Source organism: Massilia sp. IC2-278 (assembly GCF_020708045.1).
Taxonomy (GTDB): Bacteria; Pseudomonadota; Gammaproteobacteria; order Burkholderiales; family Burkholderiaceae_D; genus Telluria.
This window is the reverse complement of record NZ_JAJFES010000005.1, coordinates 158,256-179,964: the sequence shown is the minus strand read 5'-3', so window position 1 is coordinate 179,964 and position 21,709 is coordinate 158,256. Positions and strand designations below refer to the sequence as shown.

20 protein-coding genes are annotated in these 21,709 nt (G+C 65.8%); 14 read left to right on the top strand and 6 right to left on the bottom strand.

The annotated features are described in order from the left end of the window. Positions 1-7 precede the first annotated feature (7 nt). Genes LK540_RS12555 through LK540_RS12545 form a run of 3 tightly spaced genes read right to left on the bottom strand, consistent with a single transcriptional unit; the run spans position 8 to position 2,705 of the window. Positions 8-670 carry a methionine ABC transporter permease gene (locus LK540_RS12555; RefSeq protein WP_229437641.1) on the bottom strand — a complete coding sequence of 221 codons (663 nt, stop codon included), beginning with the start codon at positions 668-670 and terminating at the stop codon, positions 8-10. Further along, positions 663-1,481 (bottom strand): methionine ABC transporter ATP-binding protein, encoded by an 819-nt coding sequence (locus tag LK540_RS12550; protein WP_229437640.1) that lies wholly within the window; start codon positions 1,479-1,481, stop codon positions 663-665. Before LK540_RS12550 ends, LK540_RS12555 begins: the two co-directional genes overlap by 8 nt. Positions 1,482-1,499: 18 nt before the next feature. Continuing rightward, positions 1,500-2,705: an acyl-CoA dehydrogenase family protein gene (locus LK540_RS12545; RefSeq protein ID WP_229437639.1), complete on the bottom strand. Its 1,206-nt coding sequence runs from the start codon at positions 2,703-2,705 to the stop codon at positions 1,500-1,502. 190 nt (positions 2,706-2,895) lie between these two features. On the opposite strand from LK540_RS12545, the gene ssuE reads away from it, so the two are divergent. From ssuE to LK540_RS12475, 14 genes are all read left to right on the top strand, one after another. Continuing rightward, the gene (ssuE, locus tag LK540_RS12540) at positions 2,896-3,483 is read left to right on the top strand and encodes an NADPH-dependent FMN reductase (RefSeq protein ID WP_229437638.1); all 588 of its coding nucleotides are present in this window, start codon (positions 2,896-2,898) and stop codon (positions 3,481-3,483) included. Between the two features lie 22 nt (positions 3,484-3,505). Beyond that, positions 3,506-4,480, top strand: coding sequence for a sulfonate ABC transporter substrate-binding protein (locus tag LK540_RS12535; protein WP_229437637.1), 975 nt, complete (start codon positions 3,506-3,508; stop codon positions 4,478-4,480). 9 nt (positions 4,481-4,489) lie between these two features. Beyond that, on the top strand, positions 4,490-5,647 hold the full coding sequence (gene ssuD, locus LK540_RS12530; protein WP_229437636.1) for an FMNH2-dependent alkanesulfonate monooxygenase: 1,158 nt from the start codon (positions 4,490-4,492) through the stop codon (positions 5,645-5,647). Continuing rightward, on the top strand, positions 5,648-6,598 hold the full coding sequence (gene ssuC / locus LK540_RS12525) for an aliphatic sulfonate ABC transporter permease SsuC (RefSeq protein ID WP_229437635.1): 951 nt from the start codon (positions 5,648-5,650) through the stop codon (positions 6,596-6,598). Positions 6,599-6,620: 22 nt separating this feature from the next. Next, positions 6,621-7,394 carry an ATP-binding cassette domain-containing protein gene (locus tag LK540_RS12520; RefSeq protein ID WP_229437634.1) on the top strand — a complete coding sequence of 258 codons (774 nt, stop codon included), beginning with the start codon at positions 6,621-6,623 and terminating at the stop codon, positions 7,392-7,394. Between the two features lie 509 nt (positions 7,395-7,903). After that, a complete protein-coding gene (locus LK540_RS12515) occupies positions 7,904-8,107 on the top strand; it encodes a hypothetical protein (protein WP_229437633.1) in 204 nt (67 codons plus the stop codon). Positions 8,108-8,238: 131 nt separating this feature from the next. Beyond that, complete coding sequence (locus LK540_RS12510) at positions 8,239-9,048, top strand: endonuclease/exonuclease/phosphatase family protein (protein ID WP_229437632.1); 810 nt, start codon at positions 8,239-8,241, stop codon at positions 9,046-9,048. 3 nt (positions 9,049-9,051) lie between these two features. Next, positions 9,052-10,212 carry a cardiolipin synthase ClsB gene (gene clsB / locus LK540_RS12505; RefSeq protein ID WP_229437631.1) on the top strand — a complete coding sequence of 387 codons (1,161 nt, stop codon included), beginning with the start codon at positions 9,052-9,054 and terminating at the stop codon, positions 10,210-10,212. A gap of 72 nt (positions 10,213-10,284) precedes the next feature. After that, positions 10,285-10,665, top strand: coding sequence for an RNA-binding S4 domain-containing protein (locus LK540_RS12500; RefSeq protein ID WP_229437630.1), 381 nt, complete (start codon positions 10,285-10,287; stop codon positions 10,663-10,665). Between the two features lie 293 nt (positions 10,666-10,958). Continuing rightward, on the top strand, positions 10,959-11,570 hold the full coding sequence (locus tag LK540_RS12495) for a TetR/AcrR family transcriptional regulator (protein ID WP_229437629.1): 612 nt from the start codon (positions 10,959-10,961) through the stop codon (positions 11,568-11,570). 48 nt (positions 11,571-11,618) lie between these two features. Then, on the top strand, positions 11,619-13,409 hold the full coding sequence (locus LK540_RS12490) for an acyl-CoA dehydrogenase C-terminal domain-containing protein (RefSeq protein WP_229437628.1): 1,791 nt from the start codon (positions 11,619-11,621) through the stop codon (positions 13,407-13,409). A 21-nt stretch (positions 13,410-13,430) separates the two neighbouring features. Beyond that, entirely contained in the window at positions 13,431-15,827 is a 2,397-nt protein-coding gene (locus tag LK540_RS12485; RefSeq protein WP_229437627.1) for a 3-hydroxyacyl-CoA dehydrogenase/enoyl-CoA hydratase family protein, read from the top strand. Between the two features lie 24 nt (positions 15,828-15,851). After that, the gene (locus LK540_RS12480; RefSeq protein WP_229437626.1) at positions 15,852-17,048 is read left to right on the top strand and encodes an acetyl-CoA C-acyltransferase; all 1,197 of its coding nucleotides are present in this window, start codon (positions 15,852-15,854) and stop codon (positions 17,046-17,048) included. Positions 17,049-17,173: 125 nt separating this feature from the next. Continuing rightward, positions 17,174-17,947 carry an enoyl-CoA hydratase gene (locus LK540_RS12475; RefSeq protein WP_229437625.1) on the top strand — a complete coding sequence of 258 codons (774 nt, stop codon included), beginning with the start codon at positions 17,174-17,176 and terminating at the stop codon, positions 17,945-17,947. 61 nt (positions 17,948-18,008) lie between these two features. Here LK540_RS12475 and LK540_RS12470 read toward each other — a convergent pair whose 3' ends face one another. The 3 genes from LK540_RS12470 to LK540_RS12460 form a co-directional block, all read right to left on the bottom strand. Continuing rightward, positions 18,009-19,940 (bottom strand): PKD domain-containing protein, encoded by a 1,932-nt coding sequence (locus LK540_RS12470; protein WP_229437624.1) that lies wholly within the window; start codon positions 19,938-19,940, stop codon positions 18,009-18,011. Positions 19,941-20,106: 166 nt separating this feature from the next. Beyond that, positions 20,107-21,081, bottom strand: coding sequence for a GlxA family transcriptional regulator (locus LK540_RS12465; RefSeq protein ID WP_229437623.1), 975 nt, complete (start codon positions 21,079-21,081; stop codon positions 20,107-20,109). Beyond that, the gene (locus LK540_RS12460; protein WP_229437622.1) at positions 21,078-21,635 is read right to left on the bottom strand and encodes a cysteine hydrolase family protein; all 558 of its coding nucleotides are present in this window, start codon (positions 21,633-21,635) and stop codon (positions 21,078-21,080) included. Before LK540_RS12460 ends, LK540_RS12465 begins: the two co-directional genes overlap by 4 nt. Between the last annotated feature and the right edge of the window lie 74 nt (positions 21,636-21,709).

The following is a 21,709-nucleotide window of genomic DNA, read 5'->3' as shown; positions in this document are numbered from 1 at the left end:
GTAGGGATCAGCGTTTGTCGAGGCGGCGCGCGGTGCGGGCGCCGGTCAGCTGGATCAGCTGCACCAGCACGATCAAAATCGTCACCGTGAACATCATCACATCGGTCTCGAAGCGGTAGTAGCCGTAGCGGATCGCCAGGTCGCCGATGCCGCCGCCGCCCACCACGCCGGCCACCGCCGAATACGAGAGGAAGCTGATAGACAGGACCGTGAGCGACAGCACCAGGGCGGCGCGCGCCTCCGGCAGCAGCACGCGCAAGACGATCTGCAGTTCCGAGGCGCCCATGGCCTGCGCCGCCTCGATCACGCCGCGCGGCACATCGCGCAGGTTCTGCTCGACCAGGCGTGCGAAATAGGGAATCGCCGCGATCGACAGCGGCACCGAGGCCGCCAGCGGACCGATCGAGGTGCCGGCCAGTACCCGCGTGAACGGCACCAGCGCCACCATCAAAATGATGAAGGGGAAGGAGCGCACCGTGTTCACGAACCAGCCCAGCACCAGCGCCAGGCGCCGGTGTTGCAGGGCCTGGCCATCGGACACCATGAACAGCAGCACACCGAGCGGGCCGCCCAGCAGCACCGCCGCCGTGACGCCGATGCCGAGCATCAGGGCGGTCTGCAGGAAGGCGGTCCAGAGTTCAGGCAAAACGGCGAGGATCGATTCAGGCATGCGCATCTCCCCAGGCAGCGGCGGCAAAGGCCTCGGTGCCGTAGTAGGCAAGTTCGCGCCCCAGCGCGGTCTGGCGCGGGACGCTGTGGTCGGCGAGCGCGAACTGTTCCGCGACTACGCCGTGTTCGATGACGGCGACGCGGTCGCAGAGGGTGCCCAGCACCTGCAGCTCGTGGCTGACGATGACGACCGTCACGCCCAGCTGGGCGTTGATGCTGCGTAGCGTGTCGAGCAGGGCGCGTGTGGTTTCCGGGTCGAGCGCGGAGGTGGGTTCGTCGCACAGCAGCACCGCCGGGTGGCTGGCCAGGGCGCGCGCGATCGCCACCCGCTGCTTCTGTCCTCCCGAGAGCTGGGCCGGATAGCTGGCGCTCTTGTCCGCCAGCCCGACCAGCTCCAGGCATTCGGCCACGCGCGCCTTCAGGCGCGGTGCGTTCAGGGAATCGTGCAGGCGCAGCGGAAAGGCCACGTTCTCGAACACGGTGGCGTTCTGCAGCAAGTTAAAACCCTGGAAGATCATGCCGATGTGCTGGCGCGCCTTGCGCAAGTCGCGCTTGCCGAGGCGGGTCAGTTCTTCGCCGGCCACCGTCACGCTGCCGCGCTCGGGGCGTTCGAGCAGATTGATCATGCGCAGCAGGGTCGACTTGCCGGCGCCGCTTTTTCCCACGATGCCGAAGATTTCGCCATCGAGGATGTCGAGCGAGACGCCGCGAATCGCCTCGAAGCGGCAGCCATCGGGCGTGGCGAAGGTCCTGGCGACGTCCACCAGGCGGATCGCCACCTGTGGCGCGTCGGGAGTCGGAACGGTGCTCATGGCGGTATCAGGCTCGGTTCACGAATAGGCCGTCGGCTCGGGCAGGCGGCCTTCGAGCGCATAACGCCCCAGGTCGCGCAGCTTGTAGTCGACCGGGTCGTGCAGGGTGTGCACGCGGGCGTTGCGCCAGTAGCGGTCGAAGCCGAATCGTCCGGAGGTCGAGCGTGCCCCCAGCAGTTCGAACATGCCGCTGGAAATATCGATGGCGGCGCGGTGCGACAGCACCTTGGCTTCGGCCACGGCCACCGCCACCTCGCCGCGTTCCTGGGCCGTGACGTCCGCACCCTTGTCGAAGGCGGCGTCGAGCAGGCGCGCGGCCCCGTCGGCCAGCACGTTGGCCGGGCGCAGCTTGAGCCAGTAGTCGCCATAGCGGTGCTGGGTGAACGGGTCGTGGCTGGCGTCGCTCACGCCGGAGGCGAACCAGGGCCGCGCCTGTTCCAGCGTGTAGTCGCGCGCGGCCTCGAAGGCGCCGATGGCGATGCCGAGGTACAAATTGGTCATGATCAGCTGGGCCACCTGCGAGCGCAGCGTCGACTGCGCGGTGGGCGCCTGGCCCGGCGCCTGCAGCACCAGCGCCGCCGGCAAATAGACTTTATCGAAATGGACGTTGCCGCTATCGGTCTGGCGCTGTCCAAAAGCGTCCCAGTCGGCTTCCACGCGGATTCCCGGTTGCGCCGTCGGCAGCACCGCGATCAGCGGTGCGTTCGCGGCTTCGTCCCAGGCCGAGAGCGTGAGCCAGTCCGAGCCCACCGAGCCGGACGAAAAGCTCTTGATCCCGTCGAGCATGAAGCCGCCGGGGATGGCCTGGGCGCGGGTGCGCCTGTCGAGCGGGTTCAGGGCATTGCCCCAGAACAGGCGCTGTTCGACGGTGGCCGTGAGCAGGTTGCGCTGCTGGACCGGCGTGCCGTACAGGCGGATGCCGGCCAGCTGCAGGTGATGGAAGCCGAACAGGTGGGCCAGCGCGCTGTCGGCCCGCGCCAGCGTGCGGATCACGGCCTGCACGGTTTCCCAGCGCGCGCCCTGGCCGCCGAATTCGCGCGGAATCGACAGCGTCAGCAGGCCGCTTTCGCGGATCAGTTCACGCTCGTGCGCCGCATGGCCGCCGGCCACATCGCGCTCGACGGCGGTGGCGGCGAATTGCTCGGCCAGGCGCTCGGCCAGGGCCAGCGGATCGGGGAAGGCGCTGGGTTCCACGGCGCGCAGCGGTTGGGCGGAAGGAGACATGGTGCGGGTCCAGATGAGAAGGTGGCAACCAGTATTGCACCGGGTTTGCGGCCGCGTGAACGAAGAAATTTGGTCATCGATATGCGCAAAACCTTAAAACGGCGGGCGCATAAGGATGTGCGAAATGATTAGTTTTCATGCAAGCCGCGCGGCCCTAGTCTGTGGTCATCCTTATATGAATGGACACACCATGAGCGTCATCCTGCTTGGCGGCAGCCCCGCGCCGCACTCTTCGTCTTCACGCCTGCTGCAGCACATCGGCGAGCGCCTGGCCCTGCATGGCCAGCGTGTGAGCCGCATCGAAGTGCGCGATTTGTCCGCCAGCGCGCTGCTCTCGCTCGACGCCGACGAAGCCTCGGTCGCCCGCGCCCTGGCCGGGGTGCGCCAGGCCGACGCCATCGTCGTCGCCACGCCGGTCTACAAGGCGGCCTACAGCGGCCTGCTGAAAGCCTTTCTCGACCTGCTGCCGCAAGATGGCCTGGCCGGCAAGCTGGTGCTGCCGCTGGCCACCGGCGGCAGCCAGTCGCACATGCTGGCGCTCGATTACGCGCTGCGCCCGGTGCTGGCCTCGATGTCGGCGCGCTTCATCCTGCCCAGCATCTATGCGACTTCCGACCAGCTGGGCCGCAGCGCCGAGGGTGGCTTGACGCTGGCCGCGCCGATCGCGGTGCGCGTGGCGCAAGGCGTCGAACAGCTGGTCTCGGAGCTGCGCCTGGTGGCGCCGCGCCCGGTCAGCGAGCCTGCCTCCGCCAAGGACCTGCACGCGGTCCCCGCCTGATTTCTCATCCCGGAAAGTCCCCATGCATCCTGACTTCACCCTGCGGCCAGCGCGCCGCCGCGCCCTCGGCCTGCTTGCCGCCGGCGCCACCGGCATCGCCGCCGGCCTGCACCTGCCCGCCATCGCCCAGGCGCCGAAGGAAATCCGCATCGGTTACCAGAAGTACGGCACCCTGACCCTGCTGAAAGGGCGCGGCACGCTGGAAGCGCGTTTGGCCCCGCAAAAGATCGCCGTGAAATGGACCGAGTTCCCGGCCGGCCCCGTGCTGCTCGAAGGCCTGAACGTCGGCAGCATCGATTTCGGTACCGTCGGCGAGGCGCCGCCGATCTTTGCCCAGGCCGCCGGTGCGCGCCTGGTCTACGTGGGTCATGAGCCGGCGTCGCCGGGCAGCGAAGCCATCGTGGTGCCGAAGACGTCCACCCTGCGCACGCTGGCCGATTTACGCGGCAAGAAGATCGCCCTGAACAAGGGCTCGAACGTGCACTTCCTGCTGGTAAGGGCACTGGAAAAGGCCGGCATTCCCTACAGCGCGATCCAGCCGATTTATTTGCCGCCGGCCGATGCACGCGCCGCCTTCGAGCGCGGCAGCGTCGACGCCTGGGTGATCTGGGACCCCTTCCTGGCCGCCGCCGAACAGCAGCTCGGCGCACGCGTACTGGCCGATGGCCGCAACCTGGTGTCGAACCACCAGTTTTATCTGGCCGCGCGCAGCTTCGCCGAACAGCACGCGAACCTGAACCGCATCCTGCTCGAGGAGATCGCCAAGGTCGACGAATGGGGCAAGGCCAATCCCGGCGAGGTGTCGACCATCCTCACGGCCCAGACCGGCCTGCCGAAGAACGTGGTCGACCTGGCCGCCAGCCGCTACGCCTATGGCGTGAAGCCGATGTCGCTTGAGGTCGTGCGCGAACAGCAGCGCATCGCCGACGCCTTCCACGCCCTGAAACTGATTCCGAAACCGATCGTCGTAAAAGACGCGCTGGTCTCTTCACTCTAAGGAAACACCATGTCCACCTCTCCGAACGTCTTCTGGTTCCTCCCCACCCACGGCGACAGCCGCTACCTCGGCACCACGAAAGGCGCGCGCACGGTCGATGCCGACTACCTGCGCCAGATCGCCGTTGCCGCCGACACCCTCGGCTACGAGGGCGTGCTGCTGCCGACCGGCCGCTCCTGCGAAGACCCGTGGATTTCGGCGGCCTCGCTGATCGGCGCCACCAAGCGCCTGAAATTCCTGGTCGCGATCCGTCCCGGCCTGTCGACGCCGGGCCTGGCCGTGCGCCAGGCCGCCACCTTCGACCGCCTGTCGAACGGACGCTTGCTCATCAACGTGGTGACCGGCGGCGACCAGGGCGAGCTGGAAGCCGACGGCCTGTTTGCCGACCACGCCAAGCGCTATGAAATCTCGGACGAATTCATCCGCGTCTGGCGCGCCAGCCTGGCCGGCGAGGGCGGGGCGGCCGGCTACGATTTCGAAGGCAAGCATATCCAGGTGAAGGGCGCCAAGACCCTGTATCCGCCGATCCAGAAGCCGCATCCGCCGCTCTACTTCGGCGGCTCCTCGGAGCCGGCGCACGAGCTGGCGGCCGAGCAGATGGACGTGTATCTCACCTGGGGCGAGCCGCCGGCAGCCGTGGCGCAGAAGCTGGACGACATTCGCGCCCGCGCCGCCAAACGTGGCCGCACCGTGAAGTTCGGCATCCGCCTGCACGTGATCGTGCGCGAAACGAACGAGGAAGCCTGGCGCGCCGCCGATGAGCTGATCAGTCACCTGGACGACGACATCATCGCCAAGGCGCAAGCCGCATTTGCCAAGATGGATTCGGTCGGCCAGCAGCGCATGGCGGCCCTGCACGGCGGCCGGCGCGATAAATTGGAGGTGTCGCCGAATTTGTGGGCCGGCGTTGGCCTGGTGCGCGGCGGCGCCGGCACCGCCCTGGTGGGCGACCCGGAAACCGTGGCGGCGCGCATGCGCGAGTACCAGGGCCTCGGCATCGAGACCTTCATCCTGTCGGGCTATCCGCACCTAGAAGAGTCGTACCGCTTTGCCGAACTGGTGTTCCCGCTGCTCGGCAAGGGGAAAGAAGGCGGCGAGCAGTCGCTGACCGGACCCTTTGGCGAGATGATGGCCAGCGATATCGTGCCGAAGAAAAAGGCGGCGTAAATGGCTTCGTTCGAGGCCTTGCGGGCGAGTGCGGCGGGCGCGTCCGACAGCGGGCGCGCCGAACCTGCGGCGCCTGCACGCACGGCGCCGGTGGCGCGCAGGCCGGGTGCGGGGGCGAGCGCCGCAGTGTCCGGGCCCTCGCCAGGCAGTGCGGCAGCCGGCGCGCCGGCCAGGACGCCAGCCGGCCGCCAGCGCAAGGTACTGGCGGCGCTCGCACCCTGGGCCTTGCCCGTGGCCCTGGTGGCCTTCTGGCAGGTGGCTGCCCACGCCGGCTGGCTCTCCAGCCGCATCCTGCCCGAACCCTGGCAGGTGCTCACCGCCTTCTGGTCGCTGGCCGAATCCGGCGAACTGTGGTCGCACCTGCGCACCAGTCTGTGGCGCGCGGCGCTGGGCTTCGGCATCGGCGCCGGCCTCGGGCTGCTGCTGGGCCTGCTCAACGGCAGTTCGCGCCGCGCCGAGACCCTGCTCGACACGACCTTGCAGATGATCCGCAACATCCCGGCGCTGGCGCTGATCCCGCTGGTGATCCTGTGGTTCGGCATCGACGAGACGGCGAAACTGTTCCTGCTGGCGGTGGGCGTGTTCTTTCCGGTCTACCTGAACACCTTCCACGGCATCCGCTCGGCCGACGGGGGCCTGATCGAAATGGCGCGCAGCTATGGCTTGTCCGGCTGGGCCCTGCACCGCGACGTGATCCTGCCGGCCGCCTTGCCCTCGATCCTGGTGGGCGTGCGCTTTTCGCTGGGCCTGGTCTGGGTGCTGCTGATCGTGGCCGAGACGATCTCGGCGCAGTCCGGCATCGGCTACATGACGATGAACGCGCGCGAGTTCCTGCAAACCGACGTGGTGCTGGTCGGCATCCTGCTATACGCGCTGCTCGGCAAGCTGGCCGACCTGGCGGCGCGCACACTGGAGCGCACTTTCCTGCGCTGGAATCCGGCTTACCGCTAGCCATTGTCGATCACGAGGTCTTATGCAGATTACCCAGGAAGAAACCCGCCGCGCCGGCTCCACGGCCGCATCCGGCAGTCGCGGCGCTGAGGTCCATGCACGCGCACTCACCAAGCGCTACGGCGAGCGCACCGTGCTGGACGATATCGACCTGCACATCGCACCCGGCGAAGCGGTGGCCGTGATCGGCCGCAGCGGCTGCGGCAAGAGCACGCTGCTGCGCCTGATCGCCGGACTCGAGCAACTCGACGATGGCAGCCTCGCCGTCGAAGCCGATACGAATGGGGGGAAGGGCGAGGGCGGCACCCGGCTGATGTTCCAGGAAGCCCGCCTGCTGCCCTGGAAGAGCGTGCTCGACAATGTCGCCCTGGGCCTGAAAGATGGCGCAGGCCGCGCCCGCGATGCCCTGGCCACCGTTGGTCTGGCCGAGCGGGCGCAGGAGTGGCCGGCCGTGCTGTCCGGCGGGCAGCGCCAGCGCGTGGCCCTGGCGCGCGCCCTGGTGCATGCGCCGCAACTGCTGTTGCTCGACGAACCGCTCGGCGCCCTCGACGCGCTGACCCGCATCGAGATGCAGCGCCTGATCGAAAGCCTGTGGCTGCGCCAGGGTTTTACCGCCGTGCTCGTCACCCACGACGTGCAGGAAGCCCTGGCCCTGGCCGACCGCGTGCTGGTGATCGATGGCGGCCGCATCGCCCACGACGTTGCGGTGAGCTTGCCGCGCCCTCGCGAGCGCGGCAGTGCGGCGTTCGCGGCTTTGGAGCGTCAGCTGCTCGGCTGTGTACTCGGCGAACGCTGACGCATTTTTCTCTCATGATGAGGTCACCGGTTGGCGACGGACATCCCGATTGTCGGCGCCCCTTTCCCGTCTTGCCGTTTCTGCACTGCTTGCAAAACAAGTCAAGAAATTTATTTCGCTAAGCGTCAATACAACAGCAATTTGATAGCCAAATTGCTTTGAAGGACGATTTTTTTTGCTGTCCAGAATACTTCAATTCCTCCGTTTAACTCTTGGTAAAAGTTACTAAGCGAAAGTTCGTTCGTCATCTTCAAACGTGAACGCAAATTGTGTCATCCGCCCTGCAATATGCATCGTGCGTCAAAAAATGATTAGGAAGAAACTTTGCTATTAACTCAATGAAATTAGTTCCTATGGGAAAAATGCCCACAGGAAATTCGTTATGTGAACTGGCGCACAGTAGAATCTGCGGTTGACAATCAGAAATCGGTCGAATATTGTCAGCAATTCGCATCCAGCGAAATTTAATAATTGCAACATAGTCCAACCAACGGATTCTGGAGGAAAGAATGGATCAATTCCAACCGAAGCACGAGGAAAAGGTGAAAGCCCTGAGCGTGGACGATGAATGCTTTTACATCGACCTCGAGTGTGGCTTGCGCCTGAGCGGCCCGCGCCTGATTGCCGTGCCTCTGGACGAGGCGGAGCATCTGGCAGCACCGCGCAACGCTGCCCTGCGCACCGATTGGGAAGCAGCTCCCGTGTTCGATTGATCGCATCGCGGGGTGCAGCCTTGGGCTCACCCCGCACCCGCAAGACAAGTTTTTTGCAGTACCGCGGCGCCATGCCGCACGATTGGAAGTCGTTCCAAAATGTCACGGACTGATGGGGGTAGAATGTTCCCATGAAGATTCGTGTCGCTACCTATAATATTCATAAGGGTGTTTCCTCGCTGCGTAGTACCCCCCGGGTATTGGCACTGAAGAAAGCCATCGCTGAATTCCACGCCGATATCGTCTTCCTGCAAGAAGTGCAGGGCAGGCACGATCGCAACCTGGCGCGCTATGCCAACCACAAGCGCGAGCACCGTATCTGGCCGGAAACGGCGCAGTACGAATACTTTGCCGGCGAATCCCACCATTCGGCCTACGGCATGAACGCGGTCTACGACCACGGCCACCACGGCAATGCCCTGCTCAGCTGTTTCCCGATTGAAAACAGCCATAACCACGACGTGTCCGACCACGCCTATGAACAGCGCGGCATCCTGCACTGCGTGCTGGAAACGCCGGCCGGGCGGATTCACTGCTATGTGGTGCACCTGGGCCTGTTCGAAGGCGGCCGCGGGCGCCAGACCGTTCAATTGATCGAGGCGGTGCAGCAATCGTCGAATGGCGAACCGGTGATCATTGCCGGCGACTTCAACGACTGGCGCAATACCCTGAGCGACCGCCTGCGAAATGCCCTCGGCGTGGCCGAAGTATTCGACGAGCTGGGGCCGAAGTCCGCGCTGGGCGACATGGTTCGCAGCTGGGCAGGGCGCCAGCCGCGCCTGGCGCCGGCGCGTACCTTCCCGGCCGCGCTGCCCTGGTTCCGCCTGGACCGCATCTACGTGCGCGGCTTCAAGGTCGATAACGCGCAAGTCATGGCCGGCCCGATCTGGGCCAAACTCTCGGACCACGCACCGATCGTCGCGGAACTCCAGCTCACCTAGCCTATGCGCCCGGTCAGCTATGTAGCGAACAACGACATCACCCTGCTCGAAACCGGCCTCCAGCTGTTTCCGGCGATGATCGCCGCCATCGATGCCGCGCGCCACGACGTCCTGTTCGAAACCTATATCTTTGCCGAGGACGCCGTCGCGCGCGGCATCGAAGACGCCCTGGTCCGGGCCGCGAGACGCGGGGTCAAGGTGCGGGTGCTGGTCGACTGGTTCGGCACCGGCCACCGCGTCTGCTGCCGCCGCGCCGAAGCCTTTGCCGCGGCCGGCGTGCATTACCGCGTGTTCAATCCCTGGTTCAAGCGCGGCGTCACGCGCACCCACCGCAAGATCACGGTGGTCGACCGCAGCATTGCCTTTATTGGCGGCATCAACATCAACGACGACATGCTGTGCGACTACGAGCCGCACCGCCCCTTGCCGGCACCACGCTGGGATTTCGCGGTGCAGGTGCAGGGGCCGCTGCTGGCGCAGATCCACCTCGAAGCACAGGCCCAGTGGGCGCGCGCCGGCCACCTGCCGCTGATCCGCCGCATCGGCCTGTTCCGCGAGATGCGGCGCCAGCCGCCGACCGAGGGCGCAAAGCCGATGCGCGCCGCCTTCGTGGTGCGCGACAACCTGCGCAATCGCCGCACCATCCAGCGTGCCTATCTGCAGGCAATCGGCCAGGCGCGCAAATGCGTGCTGCTGGCCAATCCCTATTTCGCACCGGGGCGCAAGTTCCGCGAGGCATTGGCACATGCGGCCGCCCGCGGCGTCGAGGTCACGCTGTTGATCGGCGTGGGCGAATTCAAGATGCAGGACGCGGTGGCGCGTTCCTTCTATCCGAAGCTGCTGGCGGCCGGTATCAAGGTGGTGGAATACCGCAAGACGCAGCTGCATGCGAAGATCGCCGTGGTCGACGACGACTGGGCCACGGTGGGGTCGAGCAATTGCGACGGCCTGTCGCTGTTCGTGAACCAGGAAGCGAACATCGTGGTGCGCGACGCCGGCTTTGCGCGTGCGGTGCAGGCGCACATCCTGCGCGGCGTGGCCGATGGGGTGCCGGTGCACCTGGAGGAATTTGCCGGCTTCGGCTGGGTGCGCCGGGCGCTGTATGGGACGGCTTACCTGGCCTATAAATTTGCGATGCGGATTTTTGCCATCGGCTATGCCTGATTTGGCCGAAAGGGGTCGAAAAAACCGCTCCTCGCCAGCATATGGGGTGCTTGAACCAGAAGAGGACAAGCAATGGAAAACGATAGTGTACGCATCGACAAATGGCTGTGGGCAGCGCGCTTCTTCAAGACGCGCTCGCTGGCGGCCGATGCGGTGGAGCGTGGCAGGGTGCGTATCGGCGGCGAGCCGGTGAAGCCGGCCCGCGCCGTGAAGCTGAACGACAAGATTTTTATCGACAACGGCTCGGACCGTTGGGAAGTGACGGTGCTCGGGATTTCCGACAAGCGCGGCGGGGCGCCGATTGCGCGCACTTTATATAGCGAGACGCAGGACAGCATAACCCGGCGCGAGAACGATACGGAAGCGCGCAGGCTGTTCCCGGAGCCGGGCAGCAGCATCAAGGGACGGCCGACCAAGCGGGATCGCCGGGCGATCACGCGGGCAGGGGAGTAGAAGGTTTGCTGCCGTGCGGGCGGTTGTTGAACGCGTGGACGCGCAACGGCCGTATGGGCGCCACCCGTCCGGTTTAGCCGTCCACCCTACGTGTAACGGAGGGGGTAGGGTGGACGGCTCGGCCGTCCACGCGTTCAACCACCGTTCGCGCAGCCGTACAAATCCTCACCCCCGCACAATAGAACCCCACCTCTAAGTTCCCGTTTGACATTCACCCGCCGATAGATAATAGTACGAGCGTTCGGATTTTTCGATTCACCCAGGGGACAGTCATCAACACTTCAGCCAAATTCATGCGCAAGGGCGAGCAGACGCGGGCAGCCATCCTCGATGTCGCGCTCGAGCTGGCCAGCCGCAACGGTCTGGAAGGCCTGACCATCGGCCTGCTTGCCGACCGCATGAACATGAGCAAATCGGGCGTGTTCGCGCACTTCGGTTCGCGCGAAGACCTGCAGATGGAAGTGCTCAAGCTCTACCACCACCGTTTCGAGCAGGAAGTTTTCTTCCCCAGCGTCAAGGAGCCGCGCGGCCTGCCGCGCCTGGAATCCATGTTCGCACGCTGGGTCAAGCGGGTTTCGGTAGAAATTGCGTCGGGCTGCATCTATATCAGTGGCGCAGTGGAGTACGATGACCGTCCAGGTCCGATCCGCGAAGCGCTGGTGGCAATGGTGCGTGCCTGGCAGGGAGCGCTGCTGCGCGCCGTGCAGCAAAGCATCGACGTCGGTGCGCTACAGGCGGGCACCGATCCCAACCAGCTGGTCTACGAGATGTACGGGCTGATCCTGGCCTTGCACCACGATGCGCGTTTCCTGCGCGTCCCCGGCGCACTGGAGCGCGCCAACCGCGGCTTCGTGCGGCTGATCGAGAATTACCGTAATCCCACTCAAAGCAATCAAGCGGGCTGAGCCCGTCTAGCAAGTCTCAAACAATCTTACCTTCGTCAGGAGAAAACCATGGGTCAGTACGTCGCGCCAATTCGGGATATGCAGTTCGTTCTGCACGAATTCCTCAACGTCACCGAAGAGTTCAAGAACTTGCCGGCATACCAGGAAATCGACGCCGACATCATCAACCAGGTGCTCGAAGAAGGTGCGAAGTTCACGCAGGAAGTGCTGTTCCCGCTGAACCACTCCGGCGACCGCGAAGGCTGCCACTTCGACGCGGAAACCAAGACCGTGACCACCCCGAAGGGTTTCAAGGAAGCCTATAAACAGTACGTCGAAGGCGGCTGGGCTGCGCTGGCGTGCGATCCGGAATACGGCGGCCAGGGCCTGCCGGTCTCGCTGAACAATTCGTTCTACGAAATGCTGAACTCGTCCAACCAGGCCTGGACCATGTACCCTGGCCTGTCGCACGGCGCCTATGAGTGCCTGAAGGAACACGGCACCGAAGAACAGAAGAAGTTCTACCTGCCGAAGCTGGTTTCGGGCGAGTGGACCGGCACCATGTGCCTGACCGAAGCGCATTGCGGCACCGACCTGGGCCTGCTGCGCTCGAAAGCCGAACCGCAAGGCGACGGCACCTACAAGATCACCGGCTCGAAGATCTTCATCTCGGCCGGCGAACACGACGTGTCGGAAAACATCGTCCACCTGGTGCTGGCCCGCCTGCCGGATGCACCGGAAGGCTCGAAAGGCATCTCGCTGTTCCTGGTTCCTAAGTTCCTGCCGAATGCTGATGGTTCGATCGGCGAGCGCAACCCGATCTTCTGCGGCGCCATCGAAGAAAAGATGGGCATCCACGGCAACTCGACCTGCCAGATGAACCTGGACGGCGCCGTCGGCACCCTGATCGGCCAGCCGCACAAAGGCCTGAACGCGATGTTCGTGTTCATGAACGCCGCCCGCCTGGGCGTGGGCATGCAGTCGCTCGGCCTGACCGAAGTGGCTTACCAGAACGCCCTGGTCTACGCGAAAGACCGCATCCAGATGCGTAGCCTGTCGGGCCCGAAGGCACCGGACAAGCCAGCCGACCCGATCATCGTGCACCCGGACGTGCGCCGCATGCTGCTGACGGCTAAAGCCTACGCCGAAGGCGCACGCGCGCTGACCTCGTACGTTGCGCTGCAGATCGACCGCGAACTGAACCACCCTGACGAAGACGTGCGCAAGGAAGCCGCCGGCGAAGTCGCGCTGCTGACCCCGATCGTCAAGGCCTTCATCACCGACAACGGCTGGATCGCCACCTCGGAAGCCATGCAGGTGTACGGCGGCCACGGCTACATCGCCGAATGGGGCATGGAGCAGTACGTGCGCGACGCGCGCATCAACATGATCTACGAAGGCACCAACACCGTGCAGTCGCTGGACCTGCTGGGCCGCAAGATCCTGATGGACAACGGCGCCAAGCTGCGCGCCTTCGGCGAAAAGATCAAAGCCTTCGTCGAAGAAAACGGCCTGGACGAATCGATGTCGGAATTCGTGAGCCCGCTGGGCGAGCTGGGCGAAAAAGTCACCAAGCTGACCATGGAAATCGGCATGAAGGCCTTCACCAACCAGGACGAAGTCGGCGCCGCTGCCGTGCCTTACCTGCGCGTGGTCGGTCACCTGGTGTTCTCTTACTTCTTCGCACAAATGGCGAAGATCGCCCTGGAGAAGAAAGATTCCGGCGACAAGTTCTACGAGTCCAAGCTGCACACGGCGCGCTTCTACTTCGCCCGCCTGTACCCGGAAACCGCGATGCTGATCCGCCAGGCACGTTCGGGCGCAAGCAACCTGCTGGCGCTCGACGCCGACCTGTTCTAACCGCTTCTAGGGATAAAAACCATGACCAATTTCACCGTCAAGAAAGTCGCCGTCCTGGGCGCGGGCGTGATGGGCGCGCAGATCGCTGCGCACTGCGTCAACGCCAAGGTGCCTGTCGTTTTGTTCGACCTGCCGGCAAAAGAAGGCAACAAGAACGGCATCGTCCTGAAGGCCATCGAAGGCCTGAAGAAGCTGTCGCCTGCGCCGCTGGGCAACAAGGACGACGCCGCCCTGATCGAAGTCGCCAACTACGAAGACAACCTGGATGTCCTGGCCGGCTGCGACCTGATCATCGAAGCGATCGCCGAGCGCATGGACTGGAAGCATGACCTGTACAAGAAGGTCGCTCCACACATCGCCCCGAACGCGATCTTCGCCTCCAACACCTCGGGCCTGTCGATCAACAAATTGGCCGAAGGCTTCGATGAAGAACTGAAGGCGCGCTTCTGCGGCGTCCACTTCTTCAACCCACCGCGCTACATGCACCTGGTCGAGCTGATCCCGACCACGTCGACGAATCCGGCCATCCTCGACCAGCTGGAAACCTTCCTGACCTCGGTGCTGGGCAAGGGCGTCGTGCGCGCGAAAGACACGCCGAACTTCATCGCCAACCGCGTCGGCATCTTCGGCATGCTGGCCACCATCCACGAAGCCGAGAAGTTCGGCCTGTCGGTGGACGTGGTCGACGACCTGACCGGCGCCAAGCTGGGCCGCGCCAAGTCGGGCACCTTCCGTACCGCCGACGTCGTCGGCCTGGACACGATGGGCCACGTGATCAAGACCATGCAGGACACCCTGCAGGACGATCCGTTCTTCAGCCTGTACAAGACGCCTGACGTGCTGGCCAAGCTGATCGAGAAGGGCGCCCTGGGCCAGAAGACCGGTGGCGGCTTCTACAAGAAAGTCGGCAAGGAAATTCAACGCCTCGACTTTGCCACCGGCGAATACGTGGCCGGCGGTGCGAAAGCGGCCGACATCGTCGCGCGCATCCTGAAAGAAAAAGACCCGGTCAAGAAGTTCAAGGCCATGCGCGAATCGACCAACCCGCAGGCGCAGTTCCTGTGGGCGATCTTCCGCGACGCCTTCCACTACATCGCGTTCCACCTCGACAGCATCGCCGACAACGCGCGCGACGTCGACTTCGCGATGCGCTGGGGCTTCGGCTGGAGCGTCGGTCCGTTCGAGACCTGGCAAGCCGCCGGCTGGACGCAGATCGCCCAGTGGGTCAAGGAAGACATCGATGCCGGCAAGGCGCTGACGAATGCGCCGCTGCCAGCCTGGGTCTTCGAAGGCCAGGTTGCTGAAAAAGGCGTGCACACCGCCGAAGGTTCGTATTCGGCCGCATCGAACAGCTACGTGCCACGTTCGACCCTGCCTGTGTACGAGCGCCAGGCCTTCCGTGCGCCAGTGCTGGGCGCCGGCGCGCAAGACGCCAAGACCGCCGGCACCACCGTGTTCGAGGACGACTCGGTGCGCCTGTGGCATACCGGCGATGATGTCCTGATCATTTCGCTGAAGACCAAGATGCACGTCATCGGTGACGGCGTCATCAAGGGCATCAAGCGCGGCCTGGCGGAAGCGGAAGCCAACTTCAAGGGCCTGGTGATCTGGAACACCGACGCCACCGAAGGCGGCGCCTTCTCGGCCGGCGCCGACCTGCAATCGGCCCTGCCGGCCTTCATGACCGGCGGCGCGAAAGCGATGGAGCCGATCGTCAAGGAACTGCAAGACACCTTCATGCAGATGAAGTACTCGAACGTGCCTGTGGTGGCGGCTGTCGCCGGCCTGGCGCTGGGCGGCGGCTGCGAACTGGCCCTGCACGCATCGAAGCGCGTGGCCTCGATCGAGTCCTACGTCGGCCTGGTCGAAGTCGGCGTCGGCCTGGTGCCGGCCGGCGGCGGCCTGAAGGAAGCGGCAGTGCGCGCCTTTACCGAAGCGAAGGGCAACGACATCCTGCAATTCCTGAAGACCGGTTTTACCAACGCGGCCACCGCGCAGGTGTCGAAGTCGGCACTGGAAGCCAAGGCGATGGGCTACCTGAAGGAAGACGACATCATCGTCTTCAACGCCTACGAGCTGCTGCACGTGGCGAAAGTCCAGGCGCGCGCCATGTTCGACGCCGGCTACCGCGCCCCGGCCAAGCGCCCTGTGACCGTGACCGGCCGCTACGGCTGGGCGACGATCCGCGGCCAGCTGGTCAACATGCGTGACGGCGGCTTCATCTCGGCCTACGACTACCACCTGGGCGACACCATCGCCGAGATCGTGACCGGCGGCGACGTCGACCAGGGCAGCGTGGTGTCCGAGCAGTGGCTGCTGGACATGGAGCGCAAGGCCTTCATCGCACTGCTGAACAACCCGAAGACGCAAGAGCGGATCATGGGCATGATGCAGACCGGCAAGCCGGTGCGCAACTAAACGCTGAACAACAGGACGACCAACATGAGCAAACAACTTCAAGACGCATACATCGTCGCAGCGACCCGCACCCCGATCGGCAAGGCGCCACGCGGCATGTTCAAGACCACCCGCCCGGACGACCTGCTGGTGCACGCCATCCGCGGCGCCATGGCCGCCGTGCCGAACCTGGACCCGGCCCTGATCGTCGACGCCATCGTCGGCTGCTCGTTCCCGGAAGCGGAGCAGGGCTTCAACATCGCCCGTAACTCGGTTGTGCTGGCTGGCCTGCCGAACACCGTGGGCGGCGTGACCGTCAACCGCTACTGCGCCTCGGGCATCACCGCCCTGGCCATGGCGGCCGACCGCATCCGCGTTGGCGAAGCCGACGTGATGATCGCCGGCGGCGTCGAATCGATGTCGATGGTGCCGATGATGGGCCACCACCCCTCCATTAATATGGAGACGTTCAAGGACGAGAACGTGGGCCTGGCCTACGGCATGGGCCTGACCGCTGAAAAGGTCGCCCAGCAATGGAAAGTGTCGCGCGAAGACCAGGACGCCTTTGGCCTGGAATCGCACCGCCGCGCCATCGCCGCCCAGCAGGCCGGCCTGTTCAAGGACGAGATCACCCCGGTCGAGATCATCACCCGCACGCCGAACCTGGCCACCGGTGAAGTCTCGGTCAAGCGCCGCACCGTCGATGCCGACGAAGGCCCGCGCGCCGACGCCAGCATGGAAGGCATGGCCAAGCTGAAGCCGGTCTTCGCCGCGAAAGGCACCGTCACCGCCGCGACCTCGTCGCAGATGTCGGACGGCGCCGGCGCCCTGATCGTCGTCAGCGAAAAGATCCTGAAGGAGCACAACCTGACCCCGCTGGCCAAGTTCTCGTCGTTCGCCGTGCGCGGCGTGCCGCCTGAGATCATGGGCATCGGTCCGAAGGTGGCGATTCCTGCAGCGCTGGCCGCCGCCGGCATCACCCAGGACCAGCTGGACTGGATCGAGCTGAACGAAGCCTTCGCCGCACAGGCGCTGGCCGTGATCCGCGACCTGGGCCTGGACACGTCGAAGGTCAACCCGATGGGCGGCGCGATCGCCCTGGGTCACCCGCTGGGCGCCACCGGTGCGATCCGCGCCGCGACCGTCGTGCACGCACTGCGCCGCAACAACCTGAAGTACGGCATGGTGACGATGTGCGTCGGCGCCGGCATGGGCGCGGCTGGTATCATCGAGCGCGTTTAATCGAAGAGGGCGGCGCAGTAATGCAGCCGCCCGACATCACAGCGTGGGCACACGTGCAACCGTAGGGTGGGCACCTGTGCCCACGCTGTCTTTCGTGCCCCCAAAACACCCCGGAGACTGAAAAAATGACGATCCAGACGAATAAACAAAACGGCATCCTCACCATCGAATTCGACCGCCTCGAGCGCAAGAACGCCATCACCGGCGCCATGTACCAGACCATGGCCGACGCCCTGCTGGACGCCGAACAAGACCCGCAAGTGCGCGCCGTCCTCATCGCCGGCAAGCCGGAAATCTTCACCGCCGGTAACGACCTCGACGACTTCCTGAACAACACCGGCGAAGGCGCCATGACCGAAGACCGCCCGGTATTCCAGTTCATGAAAGCCCTGGAAGGCTGCACCAAGCCGGTGGTGGCCGCCGTGGCCGGCGCCGCCGTCGGCATCGGCACCACGATGCTGATGCACTGCGACCTGGTCTATGCCGCCGACAACGCCAAGTTCTCGATGCCGTTCACCCAGCTCGGCCTGTGCCCGGAATTCGCGTCCTCGCTGCTGGTCGCGCAAGCCGCCGGCTATACCCGCGCCGCTGAAAAGCTGATGCTGGGCGAAGCGTTCGGCGCCCAGGAAGCCTTCGAGATGGGCATCGTCGCGCGCGTGCTGCCGGCCGCCGAACTGCTGGCATTCGCCCAGGGCCAAGCCGCCAAGCTGGTCGCCCTGCCTGCCGCCTCGATCCGCGCCACCAAGGCCCTGATGAAGCGCCCGCGCGCAGGCATCGTGGCGGAGACCATCGGCGTCGAGAACAAGCAGTTCAGCGCCATGCTGGTCGGTGCCGAGGCGAAGGAAGCGTTCACCGCCTTCTTCCAGAAGCGCAAGCCGGACTTCTCGAAGTTCGACTGATGCGGGACACCGCGCAGCCCACCGACAAGGCTGCGCGGCGCCCCGGCCGTTCCCGCCTTCGTCAGTTGGAGGCGGAGGCGATCCTCCCTTCGATCACCATGCCCCCCGCTGCCCCTGTTGCACCGGCGGCGCCCGCAGTCACCGTCCCGTTATCGTAGTCCACCACCTCGGCATTCGTGCCCGGTTCGGTGTGCACGATGCGCACGTGGATACTGTCCTTGCCGCCGCTCTTCACGCTGCGGGTTGCCGTCAGGACGAAGCGATACCCGGCGTTGCCGTTGACCGTGGCGCGTCCGCTGTAGCGGATGCGTGCGCCGTCGACCGTGACCGCATCGACCGCGCTGCTGCGCAGGGCCAGGCCGCCCACGTTGACGTGGACCTGGCCCTGGCCCGCCCCCGGTCCTTCCGACAGGAAGGCGAAGCTGCCGATCGATGCCTTGCGTGCGCCAGGTCCCGTGCCAAAGGCGGCTGCGGCAAACGTGCCTTCGCCGCTGATGACGGCAGACTGCCCCGCGCAGATAACGACCTTGCGCTCGACCGTGCTGCGCTTGCCGCCGCTGTCCGTCAGGGTCAGGCGCACCGTGTAGATGCCGCTCTTGCGGTATGCGTGCTGGCCGCTGACGCTGCCCGTGCCGTTCTTGCTGCTGACAGTGCCGGCGGTGCTGCCGCCATCGCCCCAGGACCAGACGGCCGTGTGCGTGTCGCCCGTGTCGACGTCGGTGAAGCCGGCCGCGAACGAGAGCAGGGAGTTGGGACGCGCGGGCCCGGTGAAGTTCACCGCGCCCGCGATCGGCGGCTGGTGGTGAACGTCGTGCGGCACCAGCAGCACCAGGGTCCCGGTGTTGGTGCCGGCAACGATCGTGCCCTTGTCGTTGATTGCCAGGCCTCCGAACAGCGTCATCCCGGGCGGGGCGCCGACGACGCGCGAACTGAGGTCGACGAAGCCGTTGGCGCGCGTCCAGATGTAGCTCGTGGTATTCAGGAAGCCCAGCACTTGTCCGCGGTTGTTGAGGGCAGTCGCGTCGGACCTGTCCACGCCAGGCGTGCCGACCACGAGCAGGCCATGTTCGCGGCTCCAGATGAAGCCGTTGCTGTCGCCCGGGGTCACCCGCAATCCGCCGATCACCAGGCCTTTTTCGTTGATGCGGCGGGCCCAGGAAAAGAAAGCGGGTTCGGTACCCAGGCCCTGCAAGCCGCCTTGCGGCGTCCAGATGAAGGCCTGGTCGCTGAGACGGGTGTCGAAGGCGGCGCTGCCGACGATCTGGCCGGCGTTGTTGATGTCTTCCGCGAGCGAGGCGATGCTGGGGAAATCGTTCAGCGCGATCGGCCCGCCGCCCCCGCCTGGCCATTTGGTCACCTGGGTCAGCCTGGGGCCCTGGGCCTCGTCCGACCAGCCAACGACCGTGCCCGCGTCGTTGATCCCGAAAGCGTTCGAGCCCGAGGTGGGGCCGAGCGCGCCGAGGTTGACCATGCCGGTGTGGGGGCTCCAGCGGAAGGCCCGCTCCGGCAAAACGCCGCCGAAGCGGGCAATGCCGGCCACCTGCCCCTTGTTGTTGATGTCGGTGGCGATCGAGTTGCCGACGCCGGGTGCGTTCAGGTCGACCAGCCCGGTGTGCCGGCTCCAGCGGAAGGCGTGAAAGGGCGCGCCGAGCCCGGTCGATGCGGTGCCGACCACTTGCCCCAGGTCGTTGAGCGCATAGACTACGGCGCTCGGGCCGCCGAAAGTGCCGAGGTCGCGCACCGTGGCCCCATCGTAGAAGCGGGCGCGCGTAACGTCGCCTTCGTATGCGGTGAATGCCACCTGGCCCTTGATGTTGATTCCCTCGACAGCGCCGTTGGCGCCCAAGGGAATGACGCGGTAGGTGGCCACGGCCGGCGGCGCGCCGGCAGGAACGGTGCCCGCCAGCGCCACGCTCGCACACGCGGCGGCGATCGGGCACAGCAGCCAACGGCGGCGTCCCGGCGAGGGGACGCTTGCATTTCTCGATTGCATTTGTTCCTCCTGGTTCAGTGTCGTGCGCTCGGTCAACATGCCACGCAGGAATAGGTGGTAGACGAGCTCACACTGTCCAGCTTAAGGACGGTTACACATCACGTTCTGGTGCAGCGCAAAGGCTGTGCGGCGCCTTCGGGAGCCCTTGCGGCAATGCGCTGCCGGCTCAGCCTCCTGGGCGCGAGGGCGTACCGGGCAGGGCGAAATCCTGCCAGGCGCGGCGCAGCTGGGTATCCGAGCTGAAGCCGGCCGCCGCCGCGGCCTGCGTCACGCTGTTGCCGGACGCCAGGGCGGTCTGGGCCACGGCCAGCCGGATGCGCCGCAGGTATTGCAGGGGCGCGACCCCGGCGTATTGGAGAAACAGGCGCGTCAGGTGACGGGGCGAGGTATGCGCCACCGCCGCCATGCCCGGCACCGACCAGGATGCGCCGGGCGACTGGCTCACCGCATCCTGCACCCGGTGCAGCGCCGGATGCACGTGGTTGCGGTAGGCGAGGAAGGGCGACAGCTCGGGATCGTGCGGGCCGCGGCGCAGGGCTACCACCATGGTCTGCGCCACCTGGGCCGCCAGCGCCGGGCCGCAGACGGCGCCGATGCGGTGCAGGACCAGGTCGATGCCGGTGGTGACGCCGGCGCTGCTCCAGACCGCGCCGTCTTCGACGAATACGCGGTTGCGCACGACCTCGCAGGTCGGCGCCGCGCCTTGCAGTTCGTCCAGGTGATGATGGTGGGTGGTGGCGCGCCGCCCCGCGAGCAGGCCGGCATGGGCGGCCAGCACGGCGCCGGCGCAGATGGTGACCAGTTCGAGCCGGCCGGGTGCCAGCGCGGGCGCGAGCGGACGCAGCCAGTCGAGCAGGGCGCGCGTGCCGGGTGCGTCGATGCCGATGCGTGGGCCGGCCTGGCCGACCAGCACCAGCCAGCTGGCGTGCGGCGCCAGCCTGGCGGGCAGCGCTTCGAGACCGGCCAGCTGCACGCCGACCGAGGTGCTGGACTGCGGCTGCGGCGCGCAGAAGCGCAGCCTGAAGGGCTCCGGCTTGCCCCCCTGGCGCATCAATCCATTGGCGATGCGCAGGGCCTCGGCCGGGCCGGCCCAGTCGAGGACCAGGCTGCCCGGCAGCAGCAGGAACAGCACGTCGATCATGCGGCCCCGGCCAGCGCCTGCTGTACCGTGCACACGGTGGCGAAACGCCCGTCCAGCACGGCGGCCGTGCGCGACTTGATGTCCGCCGTGCGCAGGATGCTGTCGTCGTGCAGGCGCATGTCGAAGGTGTGGGTGGCCTCGGTGACGTAGGCGACCTGCCAGCCCAGGTCGGATGCATGGCGGGCCGTGGTTTCGCAGCATTGCTCGCTGCGGATGCCGCTGATGAGCAGGCGCCCGATTCCCTGTTCGGTGAGCCAGACATCGAGCCCGGTGCCCACAAGGGCGCTGTGGCGGCGCTTGATGAAGCTGGCGGCGGCGCTGAATGCACGCAGGCCGCGCATCGGCACCACATGGCCGGACTCGAGCGCGAACGGGTTGTCCGCCTGCGCCGGGCCGTCGGTATGCAGGACCCGGACGATGGGGATGCCGCGTTCCTCGCAGCCGGCGATCAGGGCATTCTGCACCTCCAGGTAGGCCGCGGTACCGTCCTCGGTGAAGTAGGGGCGGTGGCGGAACGATTCCTGGACATCGATCACAATCAGACAGGTGTTCATCGGGGCCTTCCTTTCATGGTGAAGTATACGCCCCTATTTTGCGAGGATGGCCTCCCCGCCGCAACCGGCGGGCG